The following is a 22,861-nucleotide window of genomic DNA, read 5'->3' as shown; positions in this document are numbered from 1 at the left end:
TGCTGCCTGTTTTACCGCCAGAGGAAATCCGGCCCGGTCGTCTGCGAGGTCAGCTTGAGCGTTCCGTCCGGCTGAACGACATAGGTCTCGAAGACGCGGTAGCCGAAGGCGCCGAGAAAAGTGTGCTGGACCACCGTTCCCGGACGATAAGGTGAACGCACTAGTTTTCCGCCATAGGTGAGACTATCCGGAAGAGGCTGCGGTCCGCCGGCGGTGCTGGCGCACGCGGTAAGGGCGAAGAAAACGACAAAGAGCGCGTGCTTCATCCTGGCCTCCCGGTGATAATGGTAACGGAAGAATACAACTTTGCTCACTCAGAAAACAGCGTTTCTGCCTTCGTAGTCTCTGCGCAACGCCTGCGCCCTCGCCAGTGCGCCGGTGATCCTCTCGTCGGTGAAAGGTTTGGCGATCACATCGAGCGCGCCCTCAATGCCGTTTCCGACGCTTTCCGGACTGCCAGTCACGAAGATAACGTCGACGCCGTAGCGGTCGATCAGCCGGCGTGCGAGCTGCGCGCCGCTGACCCCGTCGGCGAGACTGAGATCGACGAGTGCGAGATCGCTTTTCGGAGCATAAGCGAGAGCCTGCTCAATGGTCGAAACCGGCCCGACCGTCTGGTGCCCGGCATCCTGCGCGATACGTTCGAGTTCCAGGGCAATAAAACCCTCGTCTTCAACGATCATGACTTTCATGGATCATCCTCCTCCCATGGCAGGCTCGCCGGTGGATACATCCCCGGTCACCGTCCTAACGCAACTCCCGCTCGAAAGTTTCCGCAGCGAAGGATGGGCGTGCGGAAAATGGTAAGCAATCCCGTAAGGCCATCGCGAGCTACCGCTCGGTGCTGCCGTTGCGCCGGATCTTCCGCTGCAGGAGCAGGATGCCGTAGAGCAACGCTTCGGCCGTCGGCGGGCAGCCGGGAACATAGATGTCGACCGGCACCACCCGGTCGCAGCCGCGCACGACGGAGTAGGAATAATGGTAATAGCCGCCGCCATTGGCGCAGGAGCCCATGGAGATGACATAGCGCGGTTCCGGCATCTGGTCATAAACCTTGCGCAGCGCCGGCGCCATCTTGTTGCACAGCGTACCTGCCACGATCATCAGGTCCGACTGCCTTGGGCTTGCGCGCGGGGCGACGCCGAAGCGCTCGATATCGTAGCGCGGCATGGACATCTGCATCATCTCGATGGCGCCGCAGGCAAGACCGAAGGTCATCCACATCAGTGAGCCGGTGCGCGCCCAGGTGATGAGTTCGTCGGTGCTGGTAACGAGAAAACCCTTGTCGGCAAGCTCGGCATTGATCTTTCCCATCATCGGGTCGCCCTGCCGCTGTTCACCGGGAAACCGGAAATTGCCTGGAGTCGGGTGCGGTTGCGTAAAGGGCGGCACCGTCTTCTCCTCTGAGCCGACCTCCAACGAAGCGGAGACGCCAAAGTTTCTGCCGCACCCGCCCCGGTACAATAGCGAACATTTGCTTCCTATGTTTTTCGGAAGTCCGACGCCGGCACCGGCAGCCGGGATCACTGATCCTTATCGAGGAACCCGCGGATCGCGGCGTCGTTGCGGCATCGCGAGAGCGGCAATTGCCGCACGGAGTGAATACGGGTGATCCCCTCCTCACCGTCCGTGTCAACATCCATGCAGGCGCAGGCATAACCATGCGCGGCATAGGTGTAGACAAATTCGCCGGCCGTCAGGTCGGGGATCTTGTCCATTCCCTCGGCCGCATTGTAGCCGCTGCCATTGTCCATGATGGTCCAGCCGCCGCCGGCGTCCATGAGCAACCATTTGGCCATCGAGGGATTGTCCAGCCAGCCGCAGCGGCGTTCGGCATGCGCCGCGGCGGGCGCGAGAAGCACCATTAGAACAAGCGCATGCAATCTGGTCATCGGCCCCTCCAAGTCACCTCCCACTATGCATGGTCGGTGCCCGGCAAGGCAACTGGGGTTTTCCAATTGGCCTGGGACGACCTCCATCGGTGTCATCCACCCGCCCTTGCCCTTCGAGGCTCCGGCCTATGATTTCGCCTTTGCTGCTTCCTCCCTGAACGCCGCCTCGCCGGCATCTGACACTTCAACCCATTTCTTGTCTGGCTCGGCGTCGGCAACGTAACTGTCGTGCCAGTTCCACCATTTGTAGGTCGGGGTCTGTGGATAGCCCGCAGGCGAATCCTCCCAGACTTCCTGGCGCCCGAGCGGCGTGATGTCGAGATAATTCCAGGTGCCGCCCATCTGCTCGTCGCCGCGATTGTTGACGAAATAGGTGCGGAAGATGCGCTCGCCGTCACGGTAGAAGACATTGGTGCCGTGCCACTCGTCGACGCCGAAATCCTTGTCGAAGTCGTCGGTGATCGTCACCCACGGCACCGTCCAGCCCATCCGTTCCTTCAGGCGCTCTATGTCGGCCTGCGGCGCGCGCGAGGCGAAGACCAGCGTCGTGTCGCGGGCGTTGAGATGAGCGACATGGGCGACCTGATCGGCCACCATCGAGCAGCCGCGGCAGGCATGCTCGGGCCAGCCGAAGACGCCGGGCTCGTAAAAGGCGCGGTAGACGATGAGCTGGTGCCGGCCCTCGAACAGGTCAAGCAGGCTGATCCTGCCCCGCGGTCCTTCGAAAGCATATTGCTTTTCGACGGCCATCCACGGCATGCGCCGCCGCTCGGCGGCAAGCGCGTCTCGGGCACGCGTATGCGCCTTTTCCTTCACGAGAAGCAGCCTGTGAGCCGCCTCCCAGTCCTCCTGCGACACGACGGGCGGCCTCCGCATGGCCTGTCCGCCCTTTCCATTCTGAACCGTTGCAGTCATCGCTTCAATCTCCTCTTTGGGGCGAGTTCCCGCGCCTCCTGTCCGAAAGCCGGTGCATCGCGATTGGTCGCAGATAGTTTCGCATCGGGCATCGAACAGTGGGAGTAACAACTGTGTCTGTTATCCCACGGCCAACGCAGTTGGTCCGTAGGCCAACGCAATGGCTCCGCCCGCGGCCGACGATACCTCCTCAACCAACACAACAGTTGCCAAAACCCACATGTTGACGGAAGCTTCACCAAGGCCATTGGATCACGTGACATGACGACAGAACCACCTTCACGGAGCAGGCACGGCATGGCAGCGCCAGGATCTGCCGGGGCTGCTGGGATCAGATGCATATGCCGATCCCGATCGGCGGCCCGCTCGCGCTTCCCTTTCGCGCCTTCGGCATTACCCGCAGCAAGATGAATCCCGATATCTGCACGATTTGCGAGCGCTCCTTCCAATATGTGAAGAAGCAGCGCCAGATCACCGTCGACGCCACCATCCTGTTTGCCGATATCAGGGGCTTTACCGATCTTTCCGAGCGTATAGAGGCAGTGCGCTTGAGCGAAATCGTCAGCCTGTTCCAGGATCGCTGCGCCCAGGCGATCTGGGCGCATGACGGCATCGTCAACAAGCAAATGGGCGACGGCCTGATGGCGATCTTCAATTTCCCGATCATCCGCAAGGATCACGCCAGCGCCGCGATCAGCGCCGCCCAGGAGATCCAGCGCAACTGCGCCGCGGCGTTGAGCGGGCTGGCACTCAACGCCCTGTCCGGCCGCACCTTGGGCGTCGGCGTCGGCATCCATTCCGGCGAGGTCCAGATCGGCGAATTCTCGAGCTTCCGCAGCGATTTCACTGCGATCGGCGGCGTTGTCAACCAGGCCGCAAGGCTCGAATCCCAAGCGGCAGCCGGCGAGATCCTGATCTCGGCCGAAACGGCCGCGAAGGCTCCCGAATTCGCGGCAGACGCCGAAACGCGCATGCTGGCGCTGAAGGGCATCGAGCAGCCCGTGCAGGCACGCGTTCTGGTCAAGCGTTGAGCGACGGCGATTGCGGTCTTCTCAAAGCATCATCCCGCCGCCAACATGGGAGCTGCAGCCGGATCTCGTCGCCGGTCAAGTTTCTTCCGTCGATCGCCATGGCCGCCCGACGCCTTCACGACACATCAACCGAAGCGGGTGGTGGCAGCTTCTTGGACTATTAGTTCCCATTGGATCGGCTGTCGCGCTCGTATGGTACTGCAGGGCGTCGACAGCAGATGCTTCCAGGGAGGCCGTCTTAGCTTGAGCAAGGTGTGAGGATGGCCCTCGCGGGTTAGGTGTTGCCTTCGTGGCACGGCCTATCCGCTGAGCGCATTGCGGGATGCGCAGTCCGCTTCCAAGTATCACCGACCGTAAACCGGTGCCTGCCTTCTTAGTGGTCCTGACGAACCACTATCAGCCGGGCAGCTTGCAGCCCTTGCTCATGCCGGCGGACTGTATAGCCGAGACCTTGCCTTTGGATGCTGCAATTTCGCCTTCCTTGTCTCCGCCAGCGACACTGCCGATCGGAACGCCGACGAGGAAGACACCGAAAGCATCGCCATTCGCCGCGCTGATCTGCTGCTTCGACAGGTCGTCGAGCTTCGCCTTCTCTTTCCTCAATTCCGCGGCGAGCGCCCCGCAACTGAGGTTCGTATAGGCCGCCATCGGAATATCGGCCTGAACGATGGCGTCAGGACGCTTGGCGCAGCCGGCCAGCGCCGCGGCAGCCGCGAATGCAATGAAAATTTTTCTCATGAAGAATCCCCAATTCCCGCATCAGCTGTAACATTGCTGCGCGCATCGCGGGAGGGGACACCCCCTTCAACCACAGAACTTTTATTTGTCAGGCATGCATTCAGTTGCCGCACGATGGGCTGCCGCGCGCCCTGTGCGTTGAAAAGGGACGGCCGCCGCCGCACGGCCGTTAGCGTGCGGCTCGCGCCTGGAGCTCATCTCCTACCCGCCCCTCGACCATTCGATGGGTTCGACACGTTCGACGACCTTCCTCGATGGGCGCTGGGGTAAGGGATCTCTGGTTCCGAGGATTCCGGAAGGGACCGGCGAGGCTGGCAGATGCCCCGGCTCCTCCTCAGTACTTCATTTTCCGCAGTTCCGGAAAATCATAGTACCGCAGCCGCCTGTCGTGGCAACGAAGTTCGTTTTTTTTCACGCCCACGATCATGTTATGTTTTAAAGTAAACCCGATGTAAGACCAGTCTGGATTGCTACGCTCCGTGGTCCGCGTACAGTAGGCGTAGGTCTGCTCTTGAGGTTTTAGCGGAACGACGCTGGAAATCTCAGCCCGCAGAAAGTTTCCCGGTTCTATGACGCCGCGGAGAGCGTCAACATTCTCGTGTCGAACGGCACTGGAGGGTGGACGCTGCGAGTCCGCAACGGATTGAGGCAGAGCGGTTTGGCAGCCGGTCAGCGCCAGCAGAGCCGCGCTCGCAAGTATTCTCATTTTCATTTGAATTCTCTTTATCAAAGTTGATGGGGTCATGGCTGCAGACGGCAATGACCCGTCCGAAGCCCTTTGCCCTCTGTCAGGTCTTCATGCCGGTCAGCTCAGGAAACGGGTAGTAGTGAAGCCGCTTATCCTTGCAACGATAGTCATTCGCAGTTGCGCCGAGGATTTGGCCATCCGTGAAGGAGACGCCGAGGTAGGCCCAGTCGCCCCAGCTGCGCTTGGGCACGACCCGCACACAGTAGGCATAGATCTTTTTCTCGGGCTCAAGCAGCACCACACTGGAAATCCGCGCCCAAACCACTTCGCCCGCTTCGTGTCTATAACTCCTCTTGAATACAATATTGATGAAGTTCTGCCGGACGTCACTGGAGGGAGCACGTTGGGAATCCGCAACGGATTGCGATACGGGGGCGTTGCAGCCGGCCAACATCAGCAGGGCAGCGCAAGCAAGGACTTTTATTCTCATTCAGGTGAATCTCCAAAGAATCGGATCGTGATAAACCCTGCGTATTCCTACAAACATCGCGGGAATAATATTTGCAATACACAAAAAAACAGTATTTGACGCTGCGCGTTGATCGCGCACCGTGTAAATTTGATTGCGTCGCTCTATTTATACAGGTGGGTTTGAAACGGAACCTGTGGTCCCATTCCCATCCTCATCATTGATCGCCACGCCAGCCTCCAGCGCTGCAAGGATGAAAGCCTGCCGCACCGTCTCCGCCGGCATTCGGCCGGCAAGCCAGGCGCGGCAGAAATCGATCGCCCTCTGCTGATGGACGCCGCCATTGATCGGCCAGTCGGAGACGAGTGCGTAAAGCGCATCCTGCGGTGAGCGGAGAACCAGCCGTTCGCCGGTATCAAGTTCGATCGAGATCGGTTTTTTCCAGAAGGCGGAATGGTCGCTAATGGCAGTCGCACCTGCAGCTGAATTGACAGGGAACTAACTGCGGAAAGCCGATCTCGTTCCAGCGCCGGGCCGGCGCTTGGCCGCTGTGCCCCGATCCCACGGAGGCGAGCGCACCGGTTGACCTATGCTAGCAGCAGCGTTGCGGCGCGTGCTTCGAGGTTTCGCCCTCCGGGCTGCGCGCCTCAGCATGAGGGGTATTGGAGGATGCCGCGCCTAACGAGAGGGGGAGGAGAAGCGCCATCCCTGTGGTTGACAGAACATTCTGGGAGGAAGCAACCCCAATGCCCTCATCCCTGTGCCCGTCACAGGGATCCAGCGCGCCCATGTCCTTGGGCGCGGGAGACTCCTTTGCTTGATAGAAGTCATTCACGGCGCAGACGCGCCGTGGCTGGATTCCTGTGACAGGCACAGGAATGAGGAAGGAGAGGTGGGTGCCCGCAGAGCGTCGACATATTCGTGTCGAACTGCGCTGGAAGGCGGCCGCTGGGAGTCTGCAACGGATTGCGCCACGTGGGTGTTGTTCATCCTCACGCAAGCTTCCAGCGTGCATAGGATGATGACGCGCCCACGGGCCGACCGTCATCCGCATCCGTTCGAGTTCGAGTTCGAGTTCTTCGAAGCCCAGCTTGCAAAATTCTATTGCAAGTAGATAGTCTCTCTCGGATAAATCTTTTTGATACCGAAACCACTCGCTTGCGATCTCGGATCAGCGCGGTGCGATGAATGTCTTTTTCAGTGAGAATTTTGAATGAAGCCGAAAGAATTGCGTAGATCGGAATACGCCTACAACAAAGGCAAATTGCTAGTCGTTATCCTGATCATGTTTTCCATTGCAGCAGGAGCCGTTTTCCTAGGCTTCCATCCGCCAAAGGACAAGAACCCCTATGTAATCTGGTTCTTCTCTTTGCTGGCTGCAGGGTTCTTCGGCCTGCTCCCATTGCTGCTCGTACCCAGGCTTTTCTCCAGGGAACCGGGAATGGTGATTTCGACGGAGGGCGTCCGGCTGCCGATTTTTCCCGACCAGATCGTGCGGTGGTCAGCCGTCCGGAGTTTCCAAAGGCTGCAGAGCAAAGGTTCGGATTCCATAGTCCTTCATCTTGATCCCGCCGCCGCCGAAGCCTTGATCAGGCGGGGGCTTGCCGCCAAGCTGCCGGAATGGTTCGTTGGTTCGCGCCTCAAGGTCGGCATCCCCCTGCATATGTTGCGGGGCCGTTCGAACTCCATATTCAACGAATTTGCGGAAATGGCGATCGAAGCGTTCGAAGCAAAATGGCAAGCGTTGCAGGAAGCCGGTTCGATCGCCGAGGAAGAGGAAGACGAAGTGCCCGAACCGGGTTTCGATGGCGCCCGTTATCCCGTCTTCACCTATGTTCTTCTTGCCGTTCTCGTCGCCGTCTATGCCGGTGAACTCGCCTTCGGCGTCGAAGTATCTAAGGCCGGCTCTCCCAGTATTCGCACATTGCTGGTGCTCGGCGGCACGTTTCGCCCGAGCATCGTCGAGGGCGGCGAGTGGTGGCGGCTGTTTACCGCACCCTTCATGCATGGAGGCATCGTCCATCTCGCCTCCAATTGCTTCTGCTTGTGGATGGCGGGAATGCTGTTCGAACAGTTGATCGGCTGGCGATGGTTTGCGGCAATCTTCTTCGCCAGCGCTCTTGGCGGCTCCATTGCGTCGGTCTGGATCAATGACGTCCATACGGTTGGCGTCGGCGCTTCCGGCGGCATCGTCGGACTTTTCGCCGCCGTGATCGCCGGCAGCATTCGTTTCCGGTCGACGCCGGTCGCATCTTCACTGCAGGTGGGCGCCATCCAGATTCTGGTTCCCTCGCTGCTGCCGTTCCTCTCTGCGGCGAAGGAGGGGCAGACCATCGACTATGCCGGCCACTTCGGCGGCGCGGTGACCGGCGCGGCGCTCTCGCTCCTGCTGTTGACCCTTTGGCCGCGGGAACGCTCGACGCCGCGTTTCGGCGCGGCTGCGATCGCCTTCAGCGCTGCATTTGTCCTCATCGCGACCGGGTCGCTTTGGCCCATCACCGATATGCGCCAATTCTATGTCAACGACCCGATGACCAACTATTTCGGGGGAAGGTATGAGCAGGCCGCGACGGGATTTGCCGCCTTGGCAAGCCAGGATCCACGCACTGCCCCCTATTATCGTCTTTGGCGTTTCATGGCTCGGACCCGAGGCCGCGATCTAAATGCGCCCGCCGATCTCAGGGCTGCAGCCGGCGAGATCGACCAAGCGGCATGGCCCTATCCCATCTATCGTCTTTTCCTCCACGATCTGAAGCCGGAAGAGTTGACAGCGAAGGCGGCCGACAGCAACCAGATTTGCGAGGCCACCTTCTACGTTGGCGAATGGTATCTCTTTGCTGGAGCCACGCAGGAGGCACGTCGCAAGTTCGAGATCGCCTTGGCGTCCTGCCCGACCACATTCATCGAATATGATGGAGCACGTGGCGAACTGAGCAAACTCGACGCGAAATAATCACCCGACGCGGCATCGCTGCCCACGCCGCGCTCAACTTTTTATGGCGGACGGCCTTCATGCCCAACGGACTGCCTTTGATTTGCGGCTTTGCTTTTGCCCTGATGGCACTGACAAGCGGCGCAACTTGCGCACAAACGCCGGACGGTTTGCACGATTTCAAATTGGGTAGCTCGTTTGCCGATGCCCAGCGGAACGCGAGCGAAAAAGGTTGGAGATTGAAAGAGCTTTCCCCCAACCTTCCTGGCAATTGGGTCGTGGAAGGGTCGAATCTCGGTCTGTTCATATGCAACGACAAAGTCGGCTCCATCCAACAGCATCGCAATGGCGGACTTCATGACTTCGCATTGATCGTGCAACACTTTCAAATAGAATACGGCAAGCCGGAAACGACCATTGTGACATTCCCGGTCGGGCCGACATGGATATCGAATATCGACGCCAGTTTCGCTTCACCCTCGGGGGAAAGCGTCACCATACAGCTCAGCAGTACTGACGAAAAACTCGGTATTCATCTCAATTTCTTCAATGCGAACACGAATTGCACGACGGAAACCAAGCCTTGAAGGTGCAAGGTCCGCTATTGGCGCAAAGGTGCAGTGATCTACCCAAGCTTTGAGCCAAGCCATCAACTATTCCATCTTTCGAACACACAGTTCGTTTCCCTTTTGTACTCTTTCCCCTCTTCCATTTCGCGCTGACTCTCTCCATATTCGCGCCATGGCCAGATCTCCGAAAAAATCTTCGCCCTCGAATGGTTTCGAGGAAGCCCCGCAATCGTCCTTTGAGGGCGCGCCCCTCTCCGGCTCCGTCGCCGATTGGGTGAAGCAGCTGGAGGCGGACGCCGAAGCGTCCGGCGTCGAAAGCCAGCGCGAAATCGCCTCGAAAGCCGGCAAGCACCGCAAGAAGGTGGAGAATGAGGCGCGCAAGCATTCGGAAGCCGTCAGCGTCAACAAGAACGCGACGGTGAGCAAGACTGCGCGCGGCGTCTCGATCGGTGGTTCCTCCGATCCGAAGACCCGCGCCGCCGCCGGCCTGAACCCGGTGGCGGGTCTCGACATTTCGCTCGAGGATGCCGGCAGCATCTCGCCTGGCGGCGTCACCGCCACTGTCGAGGCGCTGTCTAAGCTGATCGAGAGCGGCAATCCGCTGCACAAGAACGGCAAGATCTGGACGCCGCACCGCCCTGCCCGCCCGGACAAATCCGAGGGCGGCATCACCATCCGCATGGACTCCGAATACAAGCCGGCCGGCGACCAGCCGACGGCAATCCGCGATCTCGTCGAAGGCCTGCAGAGCGGCGAGCGTAGCCAGGTGCTGCTCGGCGTCACCGGCTCGGGCAAGACCTTCACCATGGCCAAGGTGATCGAGGAGACACAGCGCCCGGCTGTCATCCTGGCGCCGAACAAGACGCTGGCCGCCCAGCTCTATTCCGAGTTCAAGAACTTCTTCCCCGACAATGCGGTGGAATATTTCGTTTCCTACTACGATTATTACCAGCCGGAAGCCTATGTGCCGCGCTCCGACACCTATATCGAGAAGGAAAGCTCGATCAACGAGCAGATCGATCGCATGCGCCACTCGGCGACGCGCTCGCTGCTCGAACGCGACGACTGCATCATTGTCGCCTCGGTCTCCTGCATTTATGGTATTGGTTCGGTCGAGACCTATACCGCGATGACCTTCCAGATGAATGTCGGCGATCGGCTGGACCAGCGCCAGCTGCTGGCCGATCTCGTCGCCCAGCAATACAAGCGTCGCGACATGGATTTCACCCGCGGCAGTTTTCGCGTGCGCGGTGACACCATTGAGATCTTCCCCGCCCACTTGGAAGACGCGGCCTGGCGCATAAGCATGTTCGGCGACGAGATCGACGCCATCACCGAGTTCGACCCGCTGACCGGCCAGAAGACCGGCGACCTGAAATCGGTGAAGATCTACGCCAATTCGCACTATGTCACGCCGCGCCCGACGCTGAACGGCGCCATCAAGGCGATAAAGGAGGAACTGCGGCTGCGCCTCGCCGAGCTTGAAAAGGCCGGCCGCCTGCTGGAGGCCCAGCGCCTGGAGCAGCGCACCCGCTACGATATCGAGATGCTGGAAGCCACCGGATCCTGCCAGGGCATCGAGAACTATTCGCGCTACCTCACCGGTCGCGATCCCGGCGATCCACCGCCGACGCTGTTCGAATACATCCCCGACAATGCCATCGTCTTCATCGACGAAAGCCATGTCACCGTGCCGCAGATCGGCGGCATGTATCGCGGCGACTTCCGCCGCAAGGCGACGCTGGCCGAATACGGCTTCCGCCTGCCTTCCTGCATGGACAACCGGCCGCTGCGCTTCGAGGAATGGGACGCCATGCGCCCCGACACGATCGCCGTTTCGGCCACCCCCGGCGCCTGGGAGATGGAACAGTCCGGCGGCGTCTTCGCCGAACAGGTCATCCGCCCCACAGGCCTGATCGATCCGCCGGTCGAGGTCCGCTCGGCGCGCACCCAGGTCGACGACGTGCTCGGCGAAATTCGCGAGACCGCGGCCAAGGGCTACCGCACGCTCTGCACCGTGCTGACCAAGCGCATGGCCGAGGACCTGACCGAATATCTGCACGAGCAGGGCGTGCGCGTGCGCTACATGCACTCCGACATCGACACGCTGGAGCGTATCGAGATCATCCGCGATCTCCGCCTCGGCGCTTTCGACGTGCTGGTCGGCATCAACCTTTTGCGCGAAGGCCTCGACATCCCCGAATGCGGCTTCGTCGCCATCCTCGACGCCGACAAGGAAGGCTTCCTGCGCTCCGAGACCTCGCTGATTCAGACCATTGGTCGTGCGGCGCGTAACGTCGACGGCAAGGTCATCCTCTATGCCGACAACGTCACCGGCTCCATGCAGCGCGCCATGGATGAAACCGCCCGCCGCCGCGAAAAGCAGATGGCCTATAACCTCGAAAACGGCATCACGCCGGAATCGGTCAAGGCGAAGATCTCCGACATCCTCGACAGCGTCTACGAACGCGATCACGTCCGCGCCGACATCTCCGGCGTCTCGGGCAAAGGCTTCGCCGACGGCGGCAACCTCGTCGGCAACAACCTCCAGGCCCATCTCAACGCGCTCGAAAAGAGCATGCGCGACGCCGCCGCCGACCTCGACTTCGAAAAAGCCGCCCGGCTCCGCGACGAAATCAAACGCCTCAAGGCCGTGGAACTCGCCGCGATGGACGACCCGATGGCGAGGGAAGAAGCCCGCAACCAGGAAGGCGGCAAAAGGAACGGAAAAGCCAACCGCGAGTCCCTTCTCCCCACCGGGGAGAAGGTGCCCGGCAGGACGAATGAGGGGGCCACACCCTCCTACTTCTCCAAACCCACGCTCGACGACATGGGCCCCGGCACCGACACGGCCACCCCGCTGTTCCGCAAGCCCGACCTCGACGAAATGGGCCGCCACGTCGCCACCCCCGCCGGCGATGGCAAGAGCCTCTTCCGCCGCAACACCCTCGACGAAATGACCGTCGGCCGCACGGAAAAGCCGGTAACCCGCCACGTGCCTGACAAGCCCGACGCCGCCAAGGGCACGAAGCGCTTCTCGCCGCTGCTGGAAGGCCAGCCGGAGCGCGACGACGGTGTCAGGCCGGTGGTGCGCGGCCGGGTTGGCGCCGGGAGCTATGAGGAGCCCGGCGAGCAGAAGCGCAAGGGGCGGACGAAGGGGAAGACCGGGCGGCCGGGGCGGTAAAAGGAAGCATATTTCTAGTAGGACTCCGAACAAGCCATGAAAAATTGAGCTTATCGTTGTATAGGAGTCTTGTCTGGGTCCCCAGCAGCGCTAGCCTGGTACAGGGAGCGATCAAAACTATCAACCATTCTGAGCATCAGAACGCCGTACACACACGCAGTCCCCCCTCACCCATAAACAACCCTCTCCTCTCCCTTCGCCAAGGCAAAATAAATCCGCTCTACCCGGCAGGCCGCACTCCTGGCGCTCGCCTCGTACCCCGCAGCCGGCCAGCCGTGGCGCGGGCTGCCGTCGGCTGATATCAGCCAGTACCAGCGCTCGTCGGAGCCGGTGAAATCGATCTTGAAGATCCGCCCCATGCAGGTTTCGCCGTCAAAGCCGATGAAATCGTCGCCCGGCTTTTCCTTCCAGGCGTGGCGCCATTTGCCCCTCGGTCTCTCGCCGCTGACGATCACCTCCCAGTCCTTCCAGCCGTTATAATTCGATCGCGCCGTCAGAGAGCCGTCATAGTGCTTCTGGCCGAACGTCATGCAGCCTTCCAGGAAAACAGCGACGGACTCGCAGACGGTTCTCCACCCATCGTCGTCGCGGGATGTCAGCCTGTAGGCGAGATCATCGGGCACATTGCCCAGTGCCAGGGCGATGGCGAAGACCACGCCTTCCCTGGTCGCCGGTCGGCCGTTCGCCTTGATATCGAGATAGGTGCAGAGGAATTCGGCTACCTCGTCTGCGATCGCATCGATGACACCAGGCTGCCGGCGCTTGCCGATCTCATAGCCGCCGAAATCCCGGATCCGGCGCTGCGTCTGCCTGCGAAGGGCATTGTTGAGGAATGACCGTAACAGCGTTCCGGCATCGTCTGGCATGCGTTGTCCTTCTCCTCGTGTCTTGCCGCATGGTTTCGTGAATGGCTCCCGCCCGAGCCGGTGAAATCAAAGCAATTCCGGACGCAAAACCGCCACGGCCTTTGCCTGACTTGCCCTAGATCAACGTCGGCTCCGGATCGTCCTCGACTTCCTCGATGATCTCGAGCCCGTCATTCCTGGGCGAGCCGGGGCCTCGGCCGATCTTCCACATCGTCATCAGCTCGGTCGGGAAAGATCTCAGATGTTCTTATTATGTTCCGGAACAGGATCCGGTCAACAAAGCGTCAGTTGTGCGCTGCTGGAATACGCTTCGCGTCCGGCAGATCGGTTGCGAAGCGGGCGAAATTGTCGGATAACAGCCCCGGCAACTGAAGCCATGAGCGAACGGGAGCAGCCATGCCAGACCTGCGCATCGACCCTTTTCCCCCGCCCGCCGAACTCACCAGCCTCTGGTCCGCAGCCTGGAACACGCCGGAAGCACCTGACTTCTCCCGCATCCTGCCTCGCAGCCTCGCTCACATTGGCGCCTATCACGATGACAGGCTCGTCGGCTTCGTCAATGTCGCCTGGGATGGCGGCATTCATGCCTTTATCCTTGATACCTGCGTTCACCCGGGCATGCGCCGGCAAGGCATTGCGACGCGGCTGGTCAAAGAAGCGACAACGATTGCCCGCGAGCGAGGCGCCGAATGGCTGCACGTCGATTTCGAACCGCACCTCGCCTCCTTCTATCGCAACTGCGAATTCAGGCCGACAGAGGCAGGCCTGATCAAGCTGGCCTGACATGCCGCCCTCCTTCGGTCTGCAAGGCCGGCTGTCACGTCGCGGCATCTCAGAAAATGCCGCTCCACCTCAACGCTCGTTTCGGCTATGATTCTCTGCTCATCGGAGGAGAGCCTGCATGCGTCTGCCAACCGTCATCCTCGCCCTCGCCATCTCGGCGTTCGCGGCCCTGCCCGCCTTGGCGGAGACCTACAAGACGCCGAAGGCGCTGCTCAAGGCGCTTTACAGCTACGACACCGACAGGAGCGACGCCGAGGCGCCCTCGCCCTATTCGATCTTCTTTTCCGACCATCTGAACAAACTTCTCCAAGCCGATCTCGACAACACGCCCGAGGGCGATGTCGGCGCGGTCGATTTCGATCCCGTCATTGCAGGCCAGGATGGCGAGGCAAGCAATGTCAGGATCGGGCAGCCGATCCTGTTGGACGACAAGGCCGAGGTGGAGGTGCAGTTCGACAACGGCAAGGAGGTAACGCTTTTCTACAGCCTGGTGCGCGAGCATGGCGGCTGGAAGGTCGATGACATCGCCGATCAGCAGGGCGACAATCCCTGGAGCCTGAGCGCATTGCTGGGGGATGCGCAGTAAAACCGCAGGCGTCAAAAGAGAGCCCTCATGGTGAGGGCCGTCTCGAACCACGAGGGCGGACGTGCAACTCCTTACCTGCATTCCACAAAGCCCCTATGCTGAATCGAACGCAATGGCGCCGGTGGCCGCCCCCGTCCTTCGAGGCTTCGCCCTGCGGGCTACGCACGTCAGGATGAGGGCCGGAGCAAAGACGGCGCCAAGAACACCGGAGGCAGGCTCTGCGATCCTCTTCACCTGAGGCCTGCCGCTCCGACCGCCGCTCCGCAAAATCCATAGCCGGCCACCGAAGCGACCCTCATCCCGTTTCGGGACGAAATCCCGATATGGCACAGGCGTGCAAGGATCTGCTAACTTTTCGTCAAGTAACTGAATCTTCGGCATTTCCTGTCACGAGAAAGGACATGCCACAATAATGGCGCTTGCATTTTGACCGAAATGATGGCACCAATCCACCTACTCGGGCATTTGCATGCCGGTGACTGGACTGATGTGGTACTCTTCCGTTACGGAAGGGGCGCGGGAATACCCGCCTGCGTAGACGTTCTTTCCCCGTACGTGACTTCTCCGACTGACCCTTCGTCCCAATCGATCGGGGCGAAAGCTAAAGCCGTCCGCTTCCTCTCGGGGGCGCGGATACTAGACAGACTAAGGGAAAAGGACTATCCCAATGGCCACCAAAGGCACCGTAAAATTCTTCAACCAGGACAAGGGTTTTGGTTTCATCACGCCGGACGGCGGCGCAAAGGACGTTTTCGTCCACATCTCTGCGCTGCAGGCTTCTGGCATCCAGTCGCTGCGCGAAGGCCAGCAGGTCACCTTCGACACCGAGCCGGACCGCATGGGCAAAGGCCCGAAGGCTGTTAACATCTCGGCTTCGTAAGCTAGATCATCGCTTCGGCGGCAGGAACGGCGCTCTGAAAAGGGCGCCGTTTTTGTTTGCCACGCTTGGATTTGTCGATCGCAAGGCCAGGTGCTATATGCGCCCTTAATGATGATCTCGCCCGAGCGGCGATGCAGGGCGCCAACATTGAGGCGCCGCGGCTACAAGGAACAATGGATCGTCGATGACTGAGAAGAGGCCGATTTTTGCGGTCGCCCCGATGATCGACTGGACGGATCGGCATTGCCGTTATTTCCACCGCCAGATCAGCCGGCAGGCGCTGCTCTATACCGAGATGGTGGTGGCCGACGCCATCATCCATGGTCCGCGCGAGCGGTTGCTCGGCCATGACGCCGCCGAGCATCCGCTGGCGCTGCAGCTTGGCGGCTCGGATCCGCTCAAACTCGCCGAGGCGGTGAAAATCGCCGAACCCTATCGCTATGACGAGATCAACCTCAATGTCGGCTGCCCGTCCGACCGCGTGCAATCGGGCACCTTCGGCGCCTGCCTGATGCTGACGCCGGAGACGGTGGCCGAATGCGTCGCGGCGATGAAGGCGGTCGCCACCGCGCCGGTGACGGTGAAATGCCGGATCGGCGTCGACGAGCAGGCGCCGGAAGAGGCGCTGCCGGAACTCATCACCCGCGTTCTCGATGCCGGCGCCGACGCGATCTGGATCCATGCCCGCAAGGCCTGGCTGAAGGGCCTGAGTCCTAAGGAGAATCGCGAGATCCCGCCGCTCGACTACGAGATCGTCTACCGGATGAAACAGCGCTGGCCCGATGTGTTCATCGGCATCAACGGCGGCATCCGCACGCTCGACGAGGCCGCCGAGCATCTCGCCCATGTCGACGGCGTCATGCTCGGCCGGGCGGCCTACCAGAACGCGACGATCCTCGCCGACGTCGACCGGCGCTTCTTCGGCGCGCCGGCGGCCGAGCCCGACTGGCAGGCGCTGTGCGACCGGATGATGGCTTATGCCGAGCGCCATATCGCCGGCGGCGGCCGGCTGCAGCAGGTGGCCCGCCACATGGTCGGCCTCTTCACCGGCCTGCCCGGGGCACGGCGCTACCGCCAGATCCTCTCTACCGACGCGGCAAAAAGCGGTGCCGGACCGGAGGTCTTGGCGGCGGCTTTCGCGGCAGTGGACTTTTCCGGCATGGAGACGGAGGCGGTCAGCGCCTGACGTGACGGAACGGTGTCTCTCTTTCACCGGCAAGTCATGGCTGGCGCCTGGAGCGCGCCTTCTCAACGAGCCAGTCGCGGTCGCGCGCTCATTTGGTAAGCTGCGGCTGCCGGCAACGTTCCGTGGCAACAGTCATCATGACCGCGGCATTGGCAGCAATGTCTTCTTCTCAATCCGGCCGGCTACCGAGAAAACCAAAATCTCCGTCTCCCTGCCGATCCTGCTGCCATCCATCAACCTGACGATATCGTCGACGCCGCCGACCGGGCTGCTGTCGATGGCGAGGATGTAATCGCCCTCTTGCAGCCCGCCCTTTGCCGCCGGCCCCTCCGGTTCGACCCTGCGGACGCGGACGGATGTCGTTTGAACCATACCCGCCGCGAGTGCGACCCGTCGCGGCAGCACGATCGTGTCGCCTGCTATGCCGATAAAGGCGCGCCTGACCTGGCCATAGCGAAGAAGCTCCGACACCACGAAATTGGCCGTGTTCGATGCGACGGCAAAGGCGATGCTCTGTGCACCCTGGATGACGGCGGTATTGACGCCGATAACCTCGCCGCCGGAAGACACCAGCGGCCCGCCGGAATTGCCGGGATTGAGCGCGGCATCGGTCTGAATGACATCCTCCATCAGCCGGCCGCTGGCCGCCCGCATCGACCGACCGAGCGCCGAGACGATACCGGCAGTGACGGTCCATTCGAAGCCCAGCGGATTGCCGATCGCGATCGCGATATGGCCCCTGCGCAGACGCTGGGAATCGCCGAGTCTCGCCCAGGCGCCGGTGCTGGCATTGGCCCGAATAAGCGCGATATCGGTATCGATATCCCGACCGAGCACCCGGCCTTCGGTGACGAATCCGTCAGGCGTCGTGATGCGAACCACCTTGGCGTCGTCGACGACATGGCTGTTGGTAATGATCAGTCCGTCGGGCGATACGGCAAAGCCCGACCCATGTCCCTGCCGGCCTCCCACCCGCTCGATCCGGCTGACCGCCGGGCCGACCATGTCGACTGCTCCTGCGATCGACTGCGAATAGGCATCGATCAGCGCCCCGTCTTTCTGGGGCACTATATCCTTATCCATGTAACCCATGTGTTGATCCTCAGGCGGCAGACTTCCCGCCGCCGGCAAAGCAATCGCGGATGCGATCGTCGCCATGACGTTGTTGTGAGGGATTAGATGGTTGGGCGTCGATCCCTGTTCAAGTGAGCGTCAGCGCGCTTCATCCGGCACAAGGTAATGGTGGGCGGAACACACCTACCCGAACGTATAGATTGAACGAACCGGAATAACGTGGCTCATTGCGGACATTGCCCGTTAGCTCGGCCGCCTATACTGCGCTGCCGAGCTACCGTGATCAAAGAATGTCGCGGCGCGAAAGCAGTCGGGTAAGGACCGCCCTATTGCGTCGCCGTCACCGGTTAACAGGGCTCTGAGGGTTCTGGCAACTGATCATGCAAACTTCTGTCATATCAATAGAGTAAAACGAGGCATTCAATAAGAACATCATCATATTGTCGCTTCCATCCCCCAGCGCGACTTTCTTATCCTGTCATTGGCGTCACGGCGCTCGTGGCGCTGCCAATCCCGCCTGCAGCAGCCTGTTTAGTCAGATCCAACCACAAGGAGCCATGAGATGAGCACAGTTACAACGAAGGACGGCGTCGAGATTTTCTACAAGGATTGGGGGCCGAAGAGCGCCCAGCCGATCATGTTCCATCACGGCTGGCCGCTGTGCTCCGACGACTGGGACGCGCAGATGCTCTTCTTCCTCGACAAGGGTTACCGCGTCATCGCCCATGATCGGCGTGGCCACGGCCGCTCCACCCAGGTGGCCGACGGCCACGATATGGATCATTACGCTGCCGATGCCGCAGCCGTCGTCGATCATCTCGATCTCAGGAATACCGTCCATGTCGGCCATTCCACCGGCGGCGGCGAAGCGACCCACTATGTCGCCCGCCACGGCCAGCCACAGGGCCGAGTCGCCAAGCTCGTCATTATCGGCGCCGTTCCGCCGATCATGGTAAAAACCGATGCCAATCCCGGCGGCCTGCCGATCGAAGTCTTCGACGACCTGCGCAGACAGCTCGCTGCTAACCGCGCCCAATTCTATCATGACCTTCCCGCCGGCCCGTTCTACAGCTTCAATCGGCCGGGGGCGAAAGTGTCGGAACCGGTCATCAACAATTGGTGGCGCCAGGGCATGATCGGCGGCGCCAAGGCGCATTACGACGGTATCAAGGCCTTCTCGGAAACCGACTTCACCGAAGACCTGAAGATCATCACGATTCCGACCCTCGTCATGCATGGCGACGACGACCAGATCGTGCCGATCGCCGACTCCGCGTTGCTTTCGTCGAAACTTCTGCAGAATGCGACGCTGAAGGTCTACGAGAAATTCCCGCACGGCATGTGCACGACCCATGCCGATATCATTAATCCCGACATCCTCGCCTTCATCAAAGGCTGATCCGACGTGTCGCCGGGCGCTGGGAAGGCGTCCGCCGGCCGCGCCGCATTTCGGCAAAACGGTTTTATCATGAAACCGTTTTCGTCGATTTGCGTTTAGCCGCCATGACAAGAGAACGTGAACCCTCATCAAAGGCTTACCGTCAGGATCGTTTCGAAAATACCGAGCGAGCCGCAAAGGAAACCATCGAGGCGGAGCAGCGGGCTCGCCGGGAAAAGACCAAACGCCTGAAAGAGTTGCGCCTGTCGCAGCAGGGCGGTAAGGATCCCGCGGCCAAATAGAGATCTTCTCCCCGCCTATTCCATCAGGTCGAGGCGCCGATTGATTTCAACTTGATCCCTTGGCGTCGCGCCTGCCGTGGCCATATTGTTCTGATTTCGGACGTTCGCCCATCTTGCAGAGCAAAGGCTGCGAAATTATCTTTTTGCACAATAGCGATTCACGGCATCCCAAAAGGGCTGATTGCGATGTCAGACAAGCTTTTCAGCACGCGTGACGAACCACTCGCCTCCGCAGATCTGGATATTTGCAGGCGTGTGCATGAAGCCCTGTGTAGCGGGCTCGATATTGACAGATCAGGCGGGGACGCCGATCGTCTCGGAGCTCTGATCATCGAGCTTTATCGGCAGGGTGTGCATGATGAAGACCAGCTTCGACTGCTTGCTGGTGGGAAGCGCGTCTGACCGCGCGCGTCAGTTTCCTCGCGAAACCTCTGCCCATGATCCCCGCTTCAGACGCACAAAGGGCGCGCTAACACTCTGAATCTATGTATCGGCTCGAAAATCTATTCCGATTTCGAGCCGATACGCTAGCCATTTCCGGTGATTTAGAGGCCGGTCGCCTCGGTACTCGTTGCTGTGGCCGAGGTTTCGGTTGAATCGACTGCCGGCGCCGACTCGGTCGTTCCCGATAATTCTTCCGTGCTGCCCGTCTCGGCTTCCGGCGTTTCTGCGGTCGCGCTAGGATCTGTCGTCTCGCTCCCCTCGGCGGTTTCGCCAGTCGGAGTCTCGGTTGCCGGAGTCTCCGTCGTCGGGGTCTCCGCCACCGGTTCTTCCGCGACCGGCGCCGCAGCCGCCAACGCGTCTCTCATCTGATCGATCGTGCCGACAGCCGTGCCGATGCCGAGCGTATCCTTGGCCCAGGCCAAAGCTTCGGGGCTGAGCGTGCCCGTCTTGGTCGCCGAAGCCAGTGCTGCCGTCAGAGCGGCGTCGCCGAGAACAGGATCGTCCGCGGGCGGCGCAACGCCATTAGCCAATTCATATTGCGCATAGGCGGTAGCATAGGCCGAAATCGCTGCCATCTTGGGGTCTGCGGTATTCATCAGCGCGTGGTAATTGCGCTTCAGCGAATTCAGTCCCGCGAGTTCCGCCGTGGGCTTCTTCGCGGGCCGAGTCGCAGGCGCTGCGGCGATAGTCGTCTTCTTGGCCGCGCCTTTCGTGCTGACGGTCTGCTTGGTCGTTTTCGTCTTGCCGGCTTGGACCGACTTGCCCGAAGTTTTCGCACTGCGGCTGCCGGTCGTCTTACCGCGGGAGCTGGCGCTATCCTTTCCGCCGCCGCTCTTGCTGCTGCCGCCACTGTGGCTGCCGCTGCTTCCACCGCCGCCGCCATGGCTGCCGCCGCCACCACCGCTGCCGCCGTTACCACCACCGCCACCACCCCCGCCGTGACCACCACCGCCACCGCCGTTGCCGCCACCGCCACCACCTTTTGCGAAGGCGGGCGATGTATCGGTAAAGACGATGTTGAGAGGCGCAAGCGCAAGGCTGGTGGATAGACAGAGAAGGCCGATGATTCTGGAAAGCTGCATGGTAGTCTTTCTGACATTAAGGTGACGCGTTACATGTCAGGTATTGAAGCAGCAGCTCCATAAGAACCAGTTTAAGATCTCCTTGCAATTTGAACTTCCTGCGAATTCTGGTCGTCCTGGCCGAGAGTGGGAGGCTTATCCCTTAGCAGATCCCATTTCCCCGCCCACGCCTCGACGCCTGGAAGACCTGATGCGTCCGCTCAAATGAGATAATGTCCGTTGCGCGCTTTCAGAGAGACGCGGCCCTACCACCGTAACGATCGCAATAGCACGGCCGCCCAGTCTCATTGCGTTAGCGGATACGCACATAGGTCGCTGTTCAGAATTCCCAAATGAAACTTATTTTCTCAATCCGCGTTGTCTTTCCATGTGTCCTGGTGAGTGAGATGAAAAGATTGGCCATCATTGCTCTGTCGATAGGGACGGCATTCTCCGGAATGCCGGCATCCGCAGGCCCAAACTTCGTGCCGAGTCCGGTACAACAGGCGGCGCAGCCGGCACAGGCAACTACCGATGCTCGAATTATGACTGTCGGTTGCAGCAGGTTCTCGATCGTCTGTTCACACTACGGCGAGCGCCCCAGATATTATGGCGACCGACGTTACTACCGTGGTCGTCACGACTATCGTGACGACCGCTACGGCTGGGACCACCGTTATCACCGCCACTGGCACCACCACGACAACACCGGCGCCATCATCGGCGGCCTGGCGGCAGGCGCCCTCATCGGCGGCATAATCGCCTCGCAGTCCGGCGCCTACAGTTCACGTGGTTACAGCTCGCATGCTGAATATTGCTACGCCCGCTATCGGTCGTACCGCGCCTCGGACAACACCTACCAGCCTAACTACGGCCCACGCCGCCAGTGCCAGTAAATTCAGTCAGCCGGTACTGAGAGAAGGCCCCGCCCGTTGATGCGGTGCTTTCTGCTGCCACGGAAACGCTTCGCATCAGCGCTCTGTCGTGCTTGTTTCCCCAAGATCTTTCCGAACGGCTGCATCTGCAAGGTGATCTATGACATCAGCAGACGCCATGACGCCGCCCGCCATCCGCGTCGTCCTGCTTGCGCCCGAACTGGATAACCTCACGGGCTTCGAAGCCGCGCTCGCCGCCGGCTGGTCTTCAGATCCCCGTCGTGCCAGCCATCAAGCCTATATCCGCGGCGAACTCCAGCGGCTGCGCCAGGACCGACCAAAATTCCTCGACGATCTCAATGTCGGCGGCAAACCGCGCATTGTGTCGGGACCGCTGCTGACAGTCCTTCTCTTCTGGATCTGGGACGGCGAATTCTACGGCAACATGCCCTTCGCCTAAATCACGCCACCTCAGCCGCCATCTTCTCCCGCACCTCCAGAAACGCCGCCGTCAATCGCGTCAGCACCGGCGAGGTCACTGTCCCGTTCGCCCCGCCGATCGGATCAACGATGTGGATCTGCCGGAGATCCTCCATGAATTCGTCCCAGAGCGGCTGACCGCCCTCTTCCAGCAACTCGGCGCGGATGCTGAGATCCTCGCTCACCGGCAGGTGACGCCTACCCCAGGCGCCGATCATGGCGAAGAGGGGAACGAGCTGGATTGCCGGTTCCGTCAGGCTGTAGATCGCTTTCTGGCTGTGGCTCGGATCGTTGCGCTTGCTGATGAAGCCGAGCGAGAGCAGCCGCTTCAGCCGGGCGGCCAGGATATTGGAGGCGATCCCCTCCTCCGAATGAGTGAGCAGATCGCGGAAATGCCGGCGGTTGCCGAACATGATGTCGCGGATGATAATCAGACTCCATCGGTCACCCAGCACCTCCATCGTCAGGTTGATCGGACAGCCGGACCGCAATTCTATATCCACCAAGCATCTCCTGTAGAAACCAGTT

Annotated in this window: 25 protein-coding genes and 2 pseudogenes; 14 read left to right on the top strand and 13 right to left on the bottom strand. The window is 60.7% G+C overall.

Annotated features, from left to right (window positions below):
- Positions 1 to 11: 11 nt before the first annotated feature.
- The 5 genes from HJB91_RS04310 to HJB91_RS04290 all read right to left on the bottom strand — a co-directional run bounded on the left by HJB91_RS04310 (position 12) and on the right by HJB91_RS04290 (position 2,807).
- On the bottom strand, positions 12 to 266 hold the full coding sequence (locus tag HJB91_RS04310; RefSeq protein ID WP_210630927.1) for a hypothetical protein: 255 nt from the start codon (positions 264 to 266) through the stop codon (positions 12 to 14).
- Positions 267 to 314: 48 nt separating this feature from the next.
- Positions 315 to 692, bottom strand: coding sequence for a response regulator (locus HJB91_RS04305; RefSeq protein ID WP_210630926.1), 378 nt, complete (start codon positions 690 to 692; stop codon positions 315 to 317).
- 139 nt (positions 693 to 831) lie between these two features.
- Positions 832 to 1,392: an NADH-quinone oxidoreductase subunit B family protein gene (locus tag HJB91_RS04300; RefSeq protein ID WP_282615039.1), complete on the bottom strand. Its 561-nt coding sequence runs from the start codon at positions 1,390 to 1,392 to the stop codon at positions 832 to 834.
- A 131-nt stretch (positions 1,393 to 1,523) separates the two neighbouring features.
- Positions 1,524 to 1,892: a DUF4087 domain-containing protein gene (locus HJB91_RS04295; RefSeq protein ID WP_221153505.1), complete on the bottom strand. Its 369-nt coding sequence runs from the start codon at positions 1,890 to 1,892 to the stop codon at positions 1,524 to 1,526.
- 126 nt (positions 1,893 to 2,018) lie between these two features.
- A complete protein-coding gene (locus tag HJB91_RS04290; RefSeq protein WP_210630924.1) occupies positions 2,019 to 2,807 on the bottom strand; it encodes a DUF899 domain-containing protein in 789 nt (262 codons plus the stop codon).
- A gap of 311 nt (positions 2,808 to 3,118) precedes the next feature.
- Here HJB91_RS04290 and HJB91_RS04285 point away from each other — a divergent pair, with 311 nt between their 5' ends.
- Both HJB91_RS04285 and HJB91_RS30555 read left to right on the top strand, forming a co-directional pair.
- Positions 3,119 to 3,838: an adenylate/guanylate cyclase domain-containing protein gene (locus HJB91_RS04285; protein WP_221153561.1), complete on the top strand. Its 720-nt coding sequence runs from the start codon at positions 3,119 to 3,121 to the stop codon at positions 3,836 to 3,838.
- A gap of 56 nt (positions 3,839 to 3,894) precedes the next feature.
- Positions 3,895 to 4,085: pseudogene (locus HJB91_RS30555) on the top strand (DUF805 domain-containing protein); the annotation flags it as partial.
- Positions 4,086 to 4,234: 149 nt separating this feature from the next.
- On the opposite strand, the gene HJB91_RS04280 reads toward HJB91_RS30555, so the two are convergent.
- From HJB91_RS04280 to HJB91_RS04265, 4 genes are all read right to left on the bottom strand, one after another.
- Positions 4,235 to 4,576, bottom strand: a complete 342-nt coding sequence (locus tag HJB91_RS04280; RefSeq protein WP_221153504.1) for a lipoprotein — start codon at positions 4,574 to 4,576, stop codon at positions 4,235 to 4,237.
- 334 nt (positions 4,577 to 4,910) lie between these two features.
- Positions 4,911 to 5,288: a hypothetical protein gene (locus tag HJB91_RS04275; RefSeq protein WP_221153503.1), complete on the bottom strand. Its 378-nt coding sequence runs from the start codon at positions 5,286 to 5,288 to the stop codon at positions 4,911 to 4,913.
- Between the two features lie 76 nt (positions 5,289 to 5,364).
- The gene (locus HJB91_RS04270) at positions 5,365 to 5,754 is read right to left on the bottom strand and encodes a hypothetical protein (protein WP_210630921.1); all 390 of its coding nucleotides are present in this window, start codon (positions 5,752 to 5,754) and stop codon (positions 5,365 to 5,367) included.
- A gap of 147 nt (positions 5,755 to 5,901) precedes the next feature.
- Positions 5,902 to 6,135, bottom strand: coding sequence for a DUF982 domain-containing protein (locus tag HJB91_RS04265; RefSeq protein WP_259669832.1), 234 nt, complete (start codon positions 6,133 to 6,135; stop codon positions 5,902 to 5,904).
- Between the two features lie 811 nt (positions 6,136 to 6,946).
- Here HJB91_RS04265 and HJB91_RS04260 point away from each other — a divergent pair.
- The 3 genes from HJB91_RS04260 to uvrB all read left to right on the top strand — a co-directional run bounded on the left by HJB91_RS04260 (position 6,947) and on the right by uvrB (position 12,418).
- Complete coding sequence (locus tag HJB91_RS04260) at positions 6,947 to 8,686, top strand: rhomboid family intramembrane serine protease (RefSeq protein WP_221153502.1); 1,740 nt, start codon at positions 6,947 to 6,949, stop codon at positions 8,684 to 8,686.
- 59 nt (positions 8,687 to 8,745) lie between these two features.
- Positions 8,746 to 9,252: a hypothetical protein gene (locus HJB91_RS04255; RefSeq protein WP_221153501.1), complete on the top strand. Its 507-nt coding sequence runs from the start codon at positions 8,746 to 8,748 to the stop codon at positions 9,250 to 9,252.
- A 154-nt stretch (positions 9,253 to 9,406) separates the two neighbouring features.
- Positions 9,407 to 12,418: an excinuclease ABC subunit UvrB gene (uvrB, locus tag HJB91_RS04250; RefSeq protein ID WP_221153500.1), complete on the top strand. Its 3,012-nt coding sequence runs from the start codon at positions 9,407 to 9,409 to the stop codon at positions 12,416 to 12,418.
- A 167-nt stretch (positions 12,419 to 12,585) separates the two neighbouring features.
- Here the strand turns inward: uvrB and HJB91_RS04245 are convergent, their stop codons facing one another.
- A complete protein-coding gene (locus HJB91_RS04245; protein WP_221153499.1) occupies positions 12,586 to 13,284 on the bottom strand; it encodes a hypothetical protein in 699 nt (232 codons plus the stop codon).
- Positions 13,285 to 13,680: 396 nt separating this feature from the next.
- On the opposite strand from HJB91_RS04245, the gene HJB91_RS04235 reads away from it, so the two are divergent.
- The 4 genes from HJB91_RS04235 (at position 13,681) to dusA (ending at position 16,719) form a co-directional block, all read left to right on the top strand.
- Positions 13,681 to 14,067 carry a GNAT family N-acetyltransferase gene (locus tag HJB91_RS04235; protein ID WP_221153498.1) on the top strand — a complete coding sequence of 129 codons (387 nt, stop codon included), beginning with the start codon at positions 13,681 to 13,683 and terminating at the stop codon, positions 14,065 to 14,067.
- A 118-nt stretch (positions 14,068 to 14,185) separates the two neighbouring features.
- On the top strand, positions 14,186 to 14,653 hold the full coding sequence (locus HJB91_RS04230; RefSeq protein ID WP_210630917.1) for a DUF3828 domain-containing protein: 468 nt from the start codon (positions 14,186 to 14,188) through the stop codon (positions 14,651 to 14,653).
- 667 nt (positions 14,654 to 15,320) lie between these two features.
- The gene (locus tag HJB91_RS04225) at positions 15,321 to 15,533 is read left to right on the top strand and encodes a cold-shock protein (RefSeq protein WP_003540801.1); all 213 of its coding nucleotides are present in this window, start codon (positions 15,321 to 15,323) and stop codon (positions 15,531 to 15,533) included.
- 184 nt (positions 15,534 to 15,717) lie between these two features.
- Complete coding sequence (dusA, locus tag HJB91_RS04220; RefSeq protein ID WP_210630916.1) at positions 15,718 to 16,719, top strand: tRNA dihydrouridine(20/20a) synthase DusA; 1,002 nt, start codon at positions 15,718 to 15,720, stop codon at positions 16,717 to 16,719.
- Between the two features lie 135 nt (positions 16,720 to 16,854).
- Here dusA and HJB91_RS04215 read toward each other — a convergent pair whose 3' ends face one another.
- Positions 16,855 to 17,811: a S1C family serine protease gene (locus HJB91_RS04215; protein ID WP_221153497.1), complete on the bottom strand. Its 957-nt coding sequence runs from the start codon at positions 17,809 to 17,811 to the stop codon at positions 16,855 to 16,857.
- 544 nt (positions 17,812 to 18,355) lie between these two features.
- On the opposite strand from HJB91_RS04215, the gene HJB91_RS04210 reads away from it, so the two are divergent.
- The 3 genes from HJB91_RS04210 to HJB91_RS04205 all read left to right on the top strand — a co-directional run bounded on the left by HJB91_RS04210 (position 18,356) and on the right by HJB91_RS04205 (position 19,875).
- Entirely contained in the window at positions 18,356 to 19,192 is an 837-nt protein-coding gene (locus HJB91_RS04210; RefSeq protein WP_221153496.1) for an alpha/beta fold hydrolase, read from the top strand.
- 47 nt (positions 19,193 to 19,239) lie between these two features.
- Positions 19,240 to 19,473 (top strand): hypothetical protein, encoded by a 234-nt coding sequence (locus HJB91_RS31220; RefSeq protein WP_405047651.1) that lies wholly within the window; start codon positions 19,240 to 19,242, stop codon positions 19,471 to 19,473.
- Positions 19,474 to 19,659: 186 nt separating this feature from the next.
- On the top strand, positions 19,660 to 19,875 hold the full coding sequence (locus tag HJB91_RS04205) for a hypothetical protein (protein ID WP_210630913.1): 216 nt from the start codon (positions 19,660 to 19,662) through the stop codon (positions 19,873 to 19,875).
- 143 nt (positions 19,876 to 20,018) lie between these two features.
- On the opposite strand, the gene HJB91_RS04200 is transcribed toward HJB91_RS04205, so the two are convergent.
- A complete protein-coding gene (locus tag HJB91_RS04200; protein WP_221153495.1) occupies positions 20,019 to 20,999 on the bottom strand; it encodes a hypothetical protein in 981 nt (326 codons plus the stop codon).
- Positions 21,000 to 21,385: 386 nt separating this feature from the next.
- Here HJB91_RS04200 and HJB91_RS04195 point away from each other — a divergent pair, with 386 nt between their 5' ends.
- Positions 21,386 to 21,874: a BA14K family protein gene (locus HJB91_RS04195; RefSeq protein WP_221153559.1), complete on the top strand. Its 489-nt coding sequence runs from the start codon at positions 21,386 to 21,388 to the stop codon at positions 21,872 to 21,874.
- Between the two features lie 139 nt (positions 21,875 to 22,013).
- Positions 22,014 to 22,301 (top strand): annotated as a pseudogene (locus tag HJB91_RS04190) (GNAT family N-acetyltransferase); the annotation flags it as partial.
- 13 nt (positions 22,302 to 22,314) lie between these two features.
- On the opposite strand, the gene HJB91_RS04185 reads toward HJB91_RS04190, so the two are convergent.
- A complete protein-coding gene (locus tag HJB91_RS04185; RefSeq protein WP_221153493.1) occupies positions 22,315 to 22,836 on the bottom strand; it encodes a helix-turn-helix domain-containing protein in 522 nt (173 codons plus the stop codon).
- Positions 22,837 to 22,861: the final 25 nt, after the last annotated feature.

Origin of the sequence: Rhizobium sp. NLR10b, assembly GCF_019685435.1 — a bacterium.
GTDB lineage: Bacteria > Pseudomonadota > Alphaproteobacteria > Rhizobiales > Rhizobiaceae > Rhizobium.
This window is presented reverse-complemented; position numbering and strand designations above follow the sequence as displayed.

What these genes read in the sequence shown, in the direction of transcription:
- HJB91_RS04310 (WP_210630927.1), bottom strand. Translation starts at nt 266, where the DNA reads ATGAAGCACGCGCTCTTTGTCGTTTTCTTCGCCCTTACCGCGTGCGCC.
- HJB91_RS04305 (WP_210630926.1), bottom strand. Translation starts at nt 692, where the DNA reads ATGAAAGTCATGATCGTTGAAGACGAGGGTTTTATTGCCCTGGAACTC.
- HJB91_RS04230 (WP_210630917.1), top strand. Translation starts at nt 14,186, where the DNA reads ATGCGTCTGCCAACCGTCATCCTCGCCCTCGCCATCTCGGCGTTCGCG.
- HJB91_RS04235 (WP_221153498.1), top strand. Translation starts at nt 13,681, where the DNA reads ATGCCAGACCTGCGCATCGACCCTTTTCCCCCGCCCGCCGAACTCACC.
- dusA (WP_210630916.1), top strand. Translation starts at nt 15,718, where the DNA reads ATGACTGAGAAGAGGCCGATTTTTGCGGTCGCCCCGATGATCGACTGG.
- HJB91_RS04225 (WP_003540801.1), top strand. Translation starts at nt 15,321, where the DNA reads ATGGCCACCAAAGGCACCGTAAAATTCTTCAACCAGGACAAGGGTTTT.
- HJB91_RS04255 (WP_221153501.1), top strand. Translation starts at nt 8,746, where the DNA reads ATGCCCAACGGACTGCCTTTGATTTGCGGCTTTGCTTTTGCCCTGATG.
- uvrB (WP_221153500.1), top strand. Translation starts at nt 9,407, where the DNA reads ATGGCCAGATCTCCGAAAAAATCTTCGCCCTCGAATGGTTTCGAGGAA.
- HJB91_RS04195 (WP_221153559.1), top strand. Translation starts at nt 21,386, where the DNA reads ATGAAAAGATTGGCCATCATTGCTCTGTCGATAGGGACGGCATTCTCC.
- HJB91_RS04295 (WP_221153505.1), bottom strand. Translation starts at nt 1,892, where the DNA reads ATGACCAGATTGCATGCGCTTGTTCTAATGGTGCTTCTCGCGCCCGCC.
- HJB91_RS04200 (WP_221153495.1), bottom strand. Translation starts at nt 20,999, where the DNA reads ATGCAGCTTTCCAGAATCATCGGCCTTCTCTGTCTATCCACCAGCCTT.
- HJB91_RS04280 (WP_221153504.1), bottom strand. Translation starts at nt 4,576, where the DNA reads ATGAGAAAAATTTTCATTGCATTCGCGGCTGCCGCGGCGCTGGCCGGC.
- HJB91_RS04215 (WP_221153497.1), bottom strand. Translation starts at nt 17,811, where the DNA reads ATGGGTTACATGGATAAGGATATAGTGCCCCAGAAAGACGGGGCGCTG.
- HJB91_RS04270 (WP_210630921.1), bottom strand. Translation starts at nt 5,754, where the DNA reads ATGAGAATAAAAGTCCTTGCTTGCGCTGCCCTGCTGATGTTGGCCGGC.
- HJB91_RS04290 (WP_210630924.1), bottom strand. Translation starts at nt 2,807, where the DNA reads ATGACTGCAACGGTTCAGAATGGAAAGGGCGGACAGGCCATGCGGAGG.
- HJB91_RS04275 (WP_221153503.1), bottom strand. Translation starts at nt 5,288, where the DNA reads ATGAAAATGAGAATACTTGCGAGCGCGGCTCTGCTGGCGCTGACCGGC.
- HJB91_RS04210 (WP_221153496.1), top strand. Translation starts at nt 18,356, where the DNA reads ATGAGCACAGTTACAACGAAGGACGGCGTCGAGATTTTCTACAAGGAT.
- HJB91_RS04205 (WP_210630913.1), top strand. Translation starts at nt 19,660, where the DNA reads ATGTCAGACAAGCTTTTCAGCACGCGTGACGAACCACTCGCCTCCGCA.
- HJB91_RS04245 (WP_221153499.1), bottom strand. Translation starts at nt 13,284, where the DNA reads ATGCCAGACGATGCCGGAACGCTGTTACGGTCATTCCTCAACAATGCC.
- HJB91_RS04260 (WP_221153502.1), top strand. Translation starts at nt 6,947, where the DNA reads ATGAAGCCGAAAGAATTGCGTAGATCGGAATACGCCTACAACAAAGGC.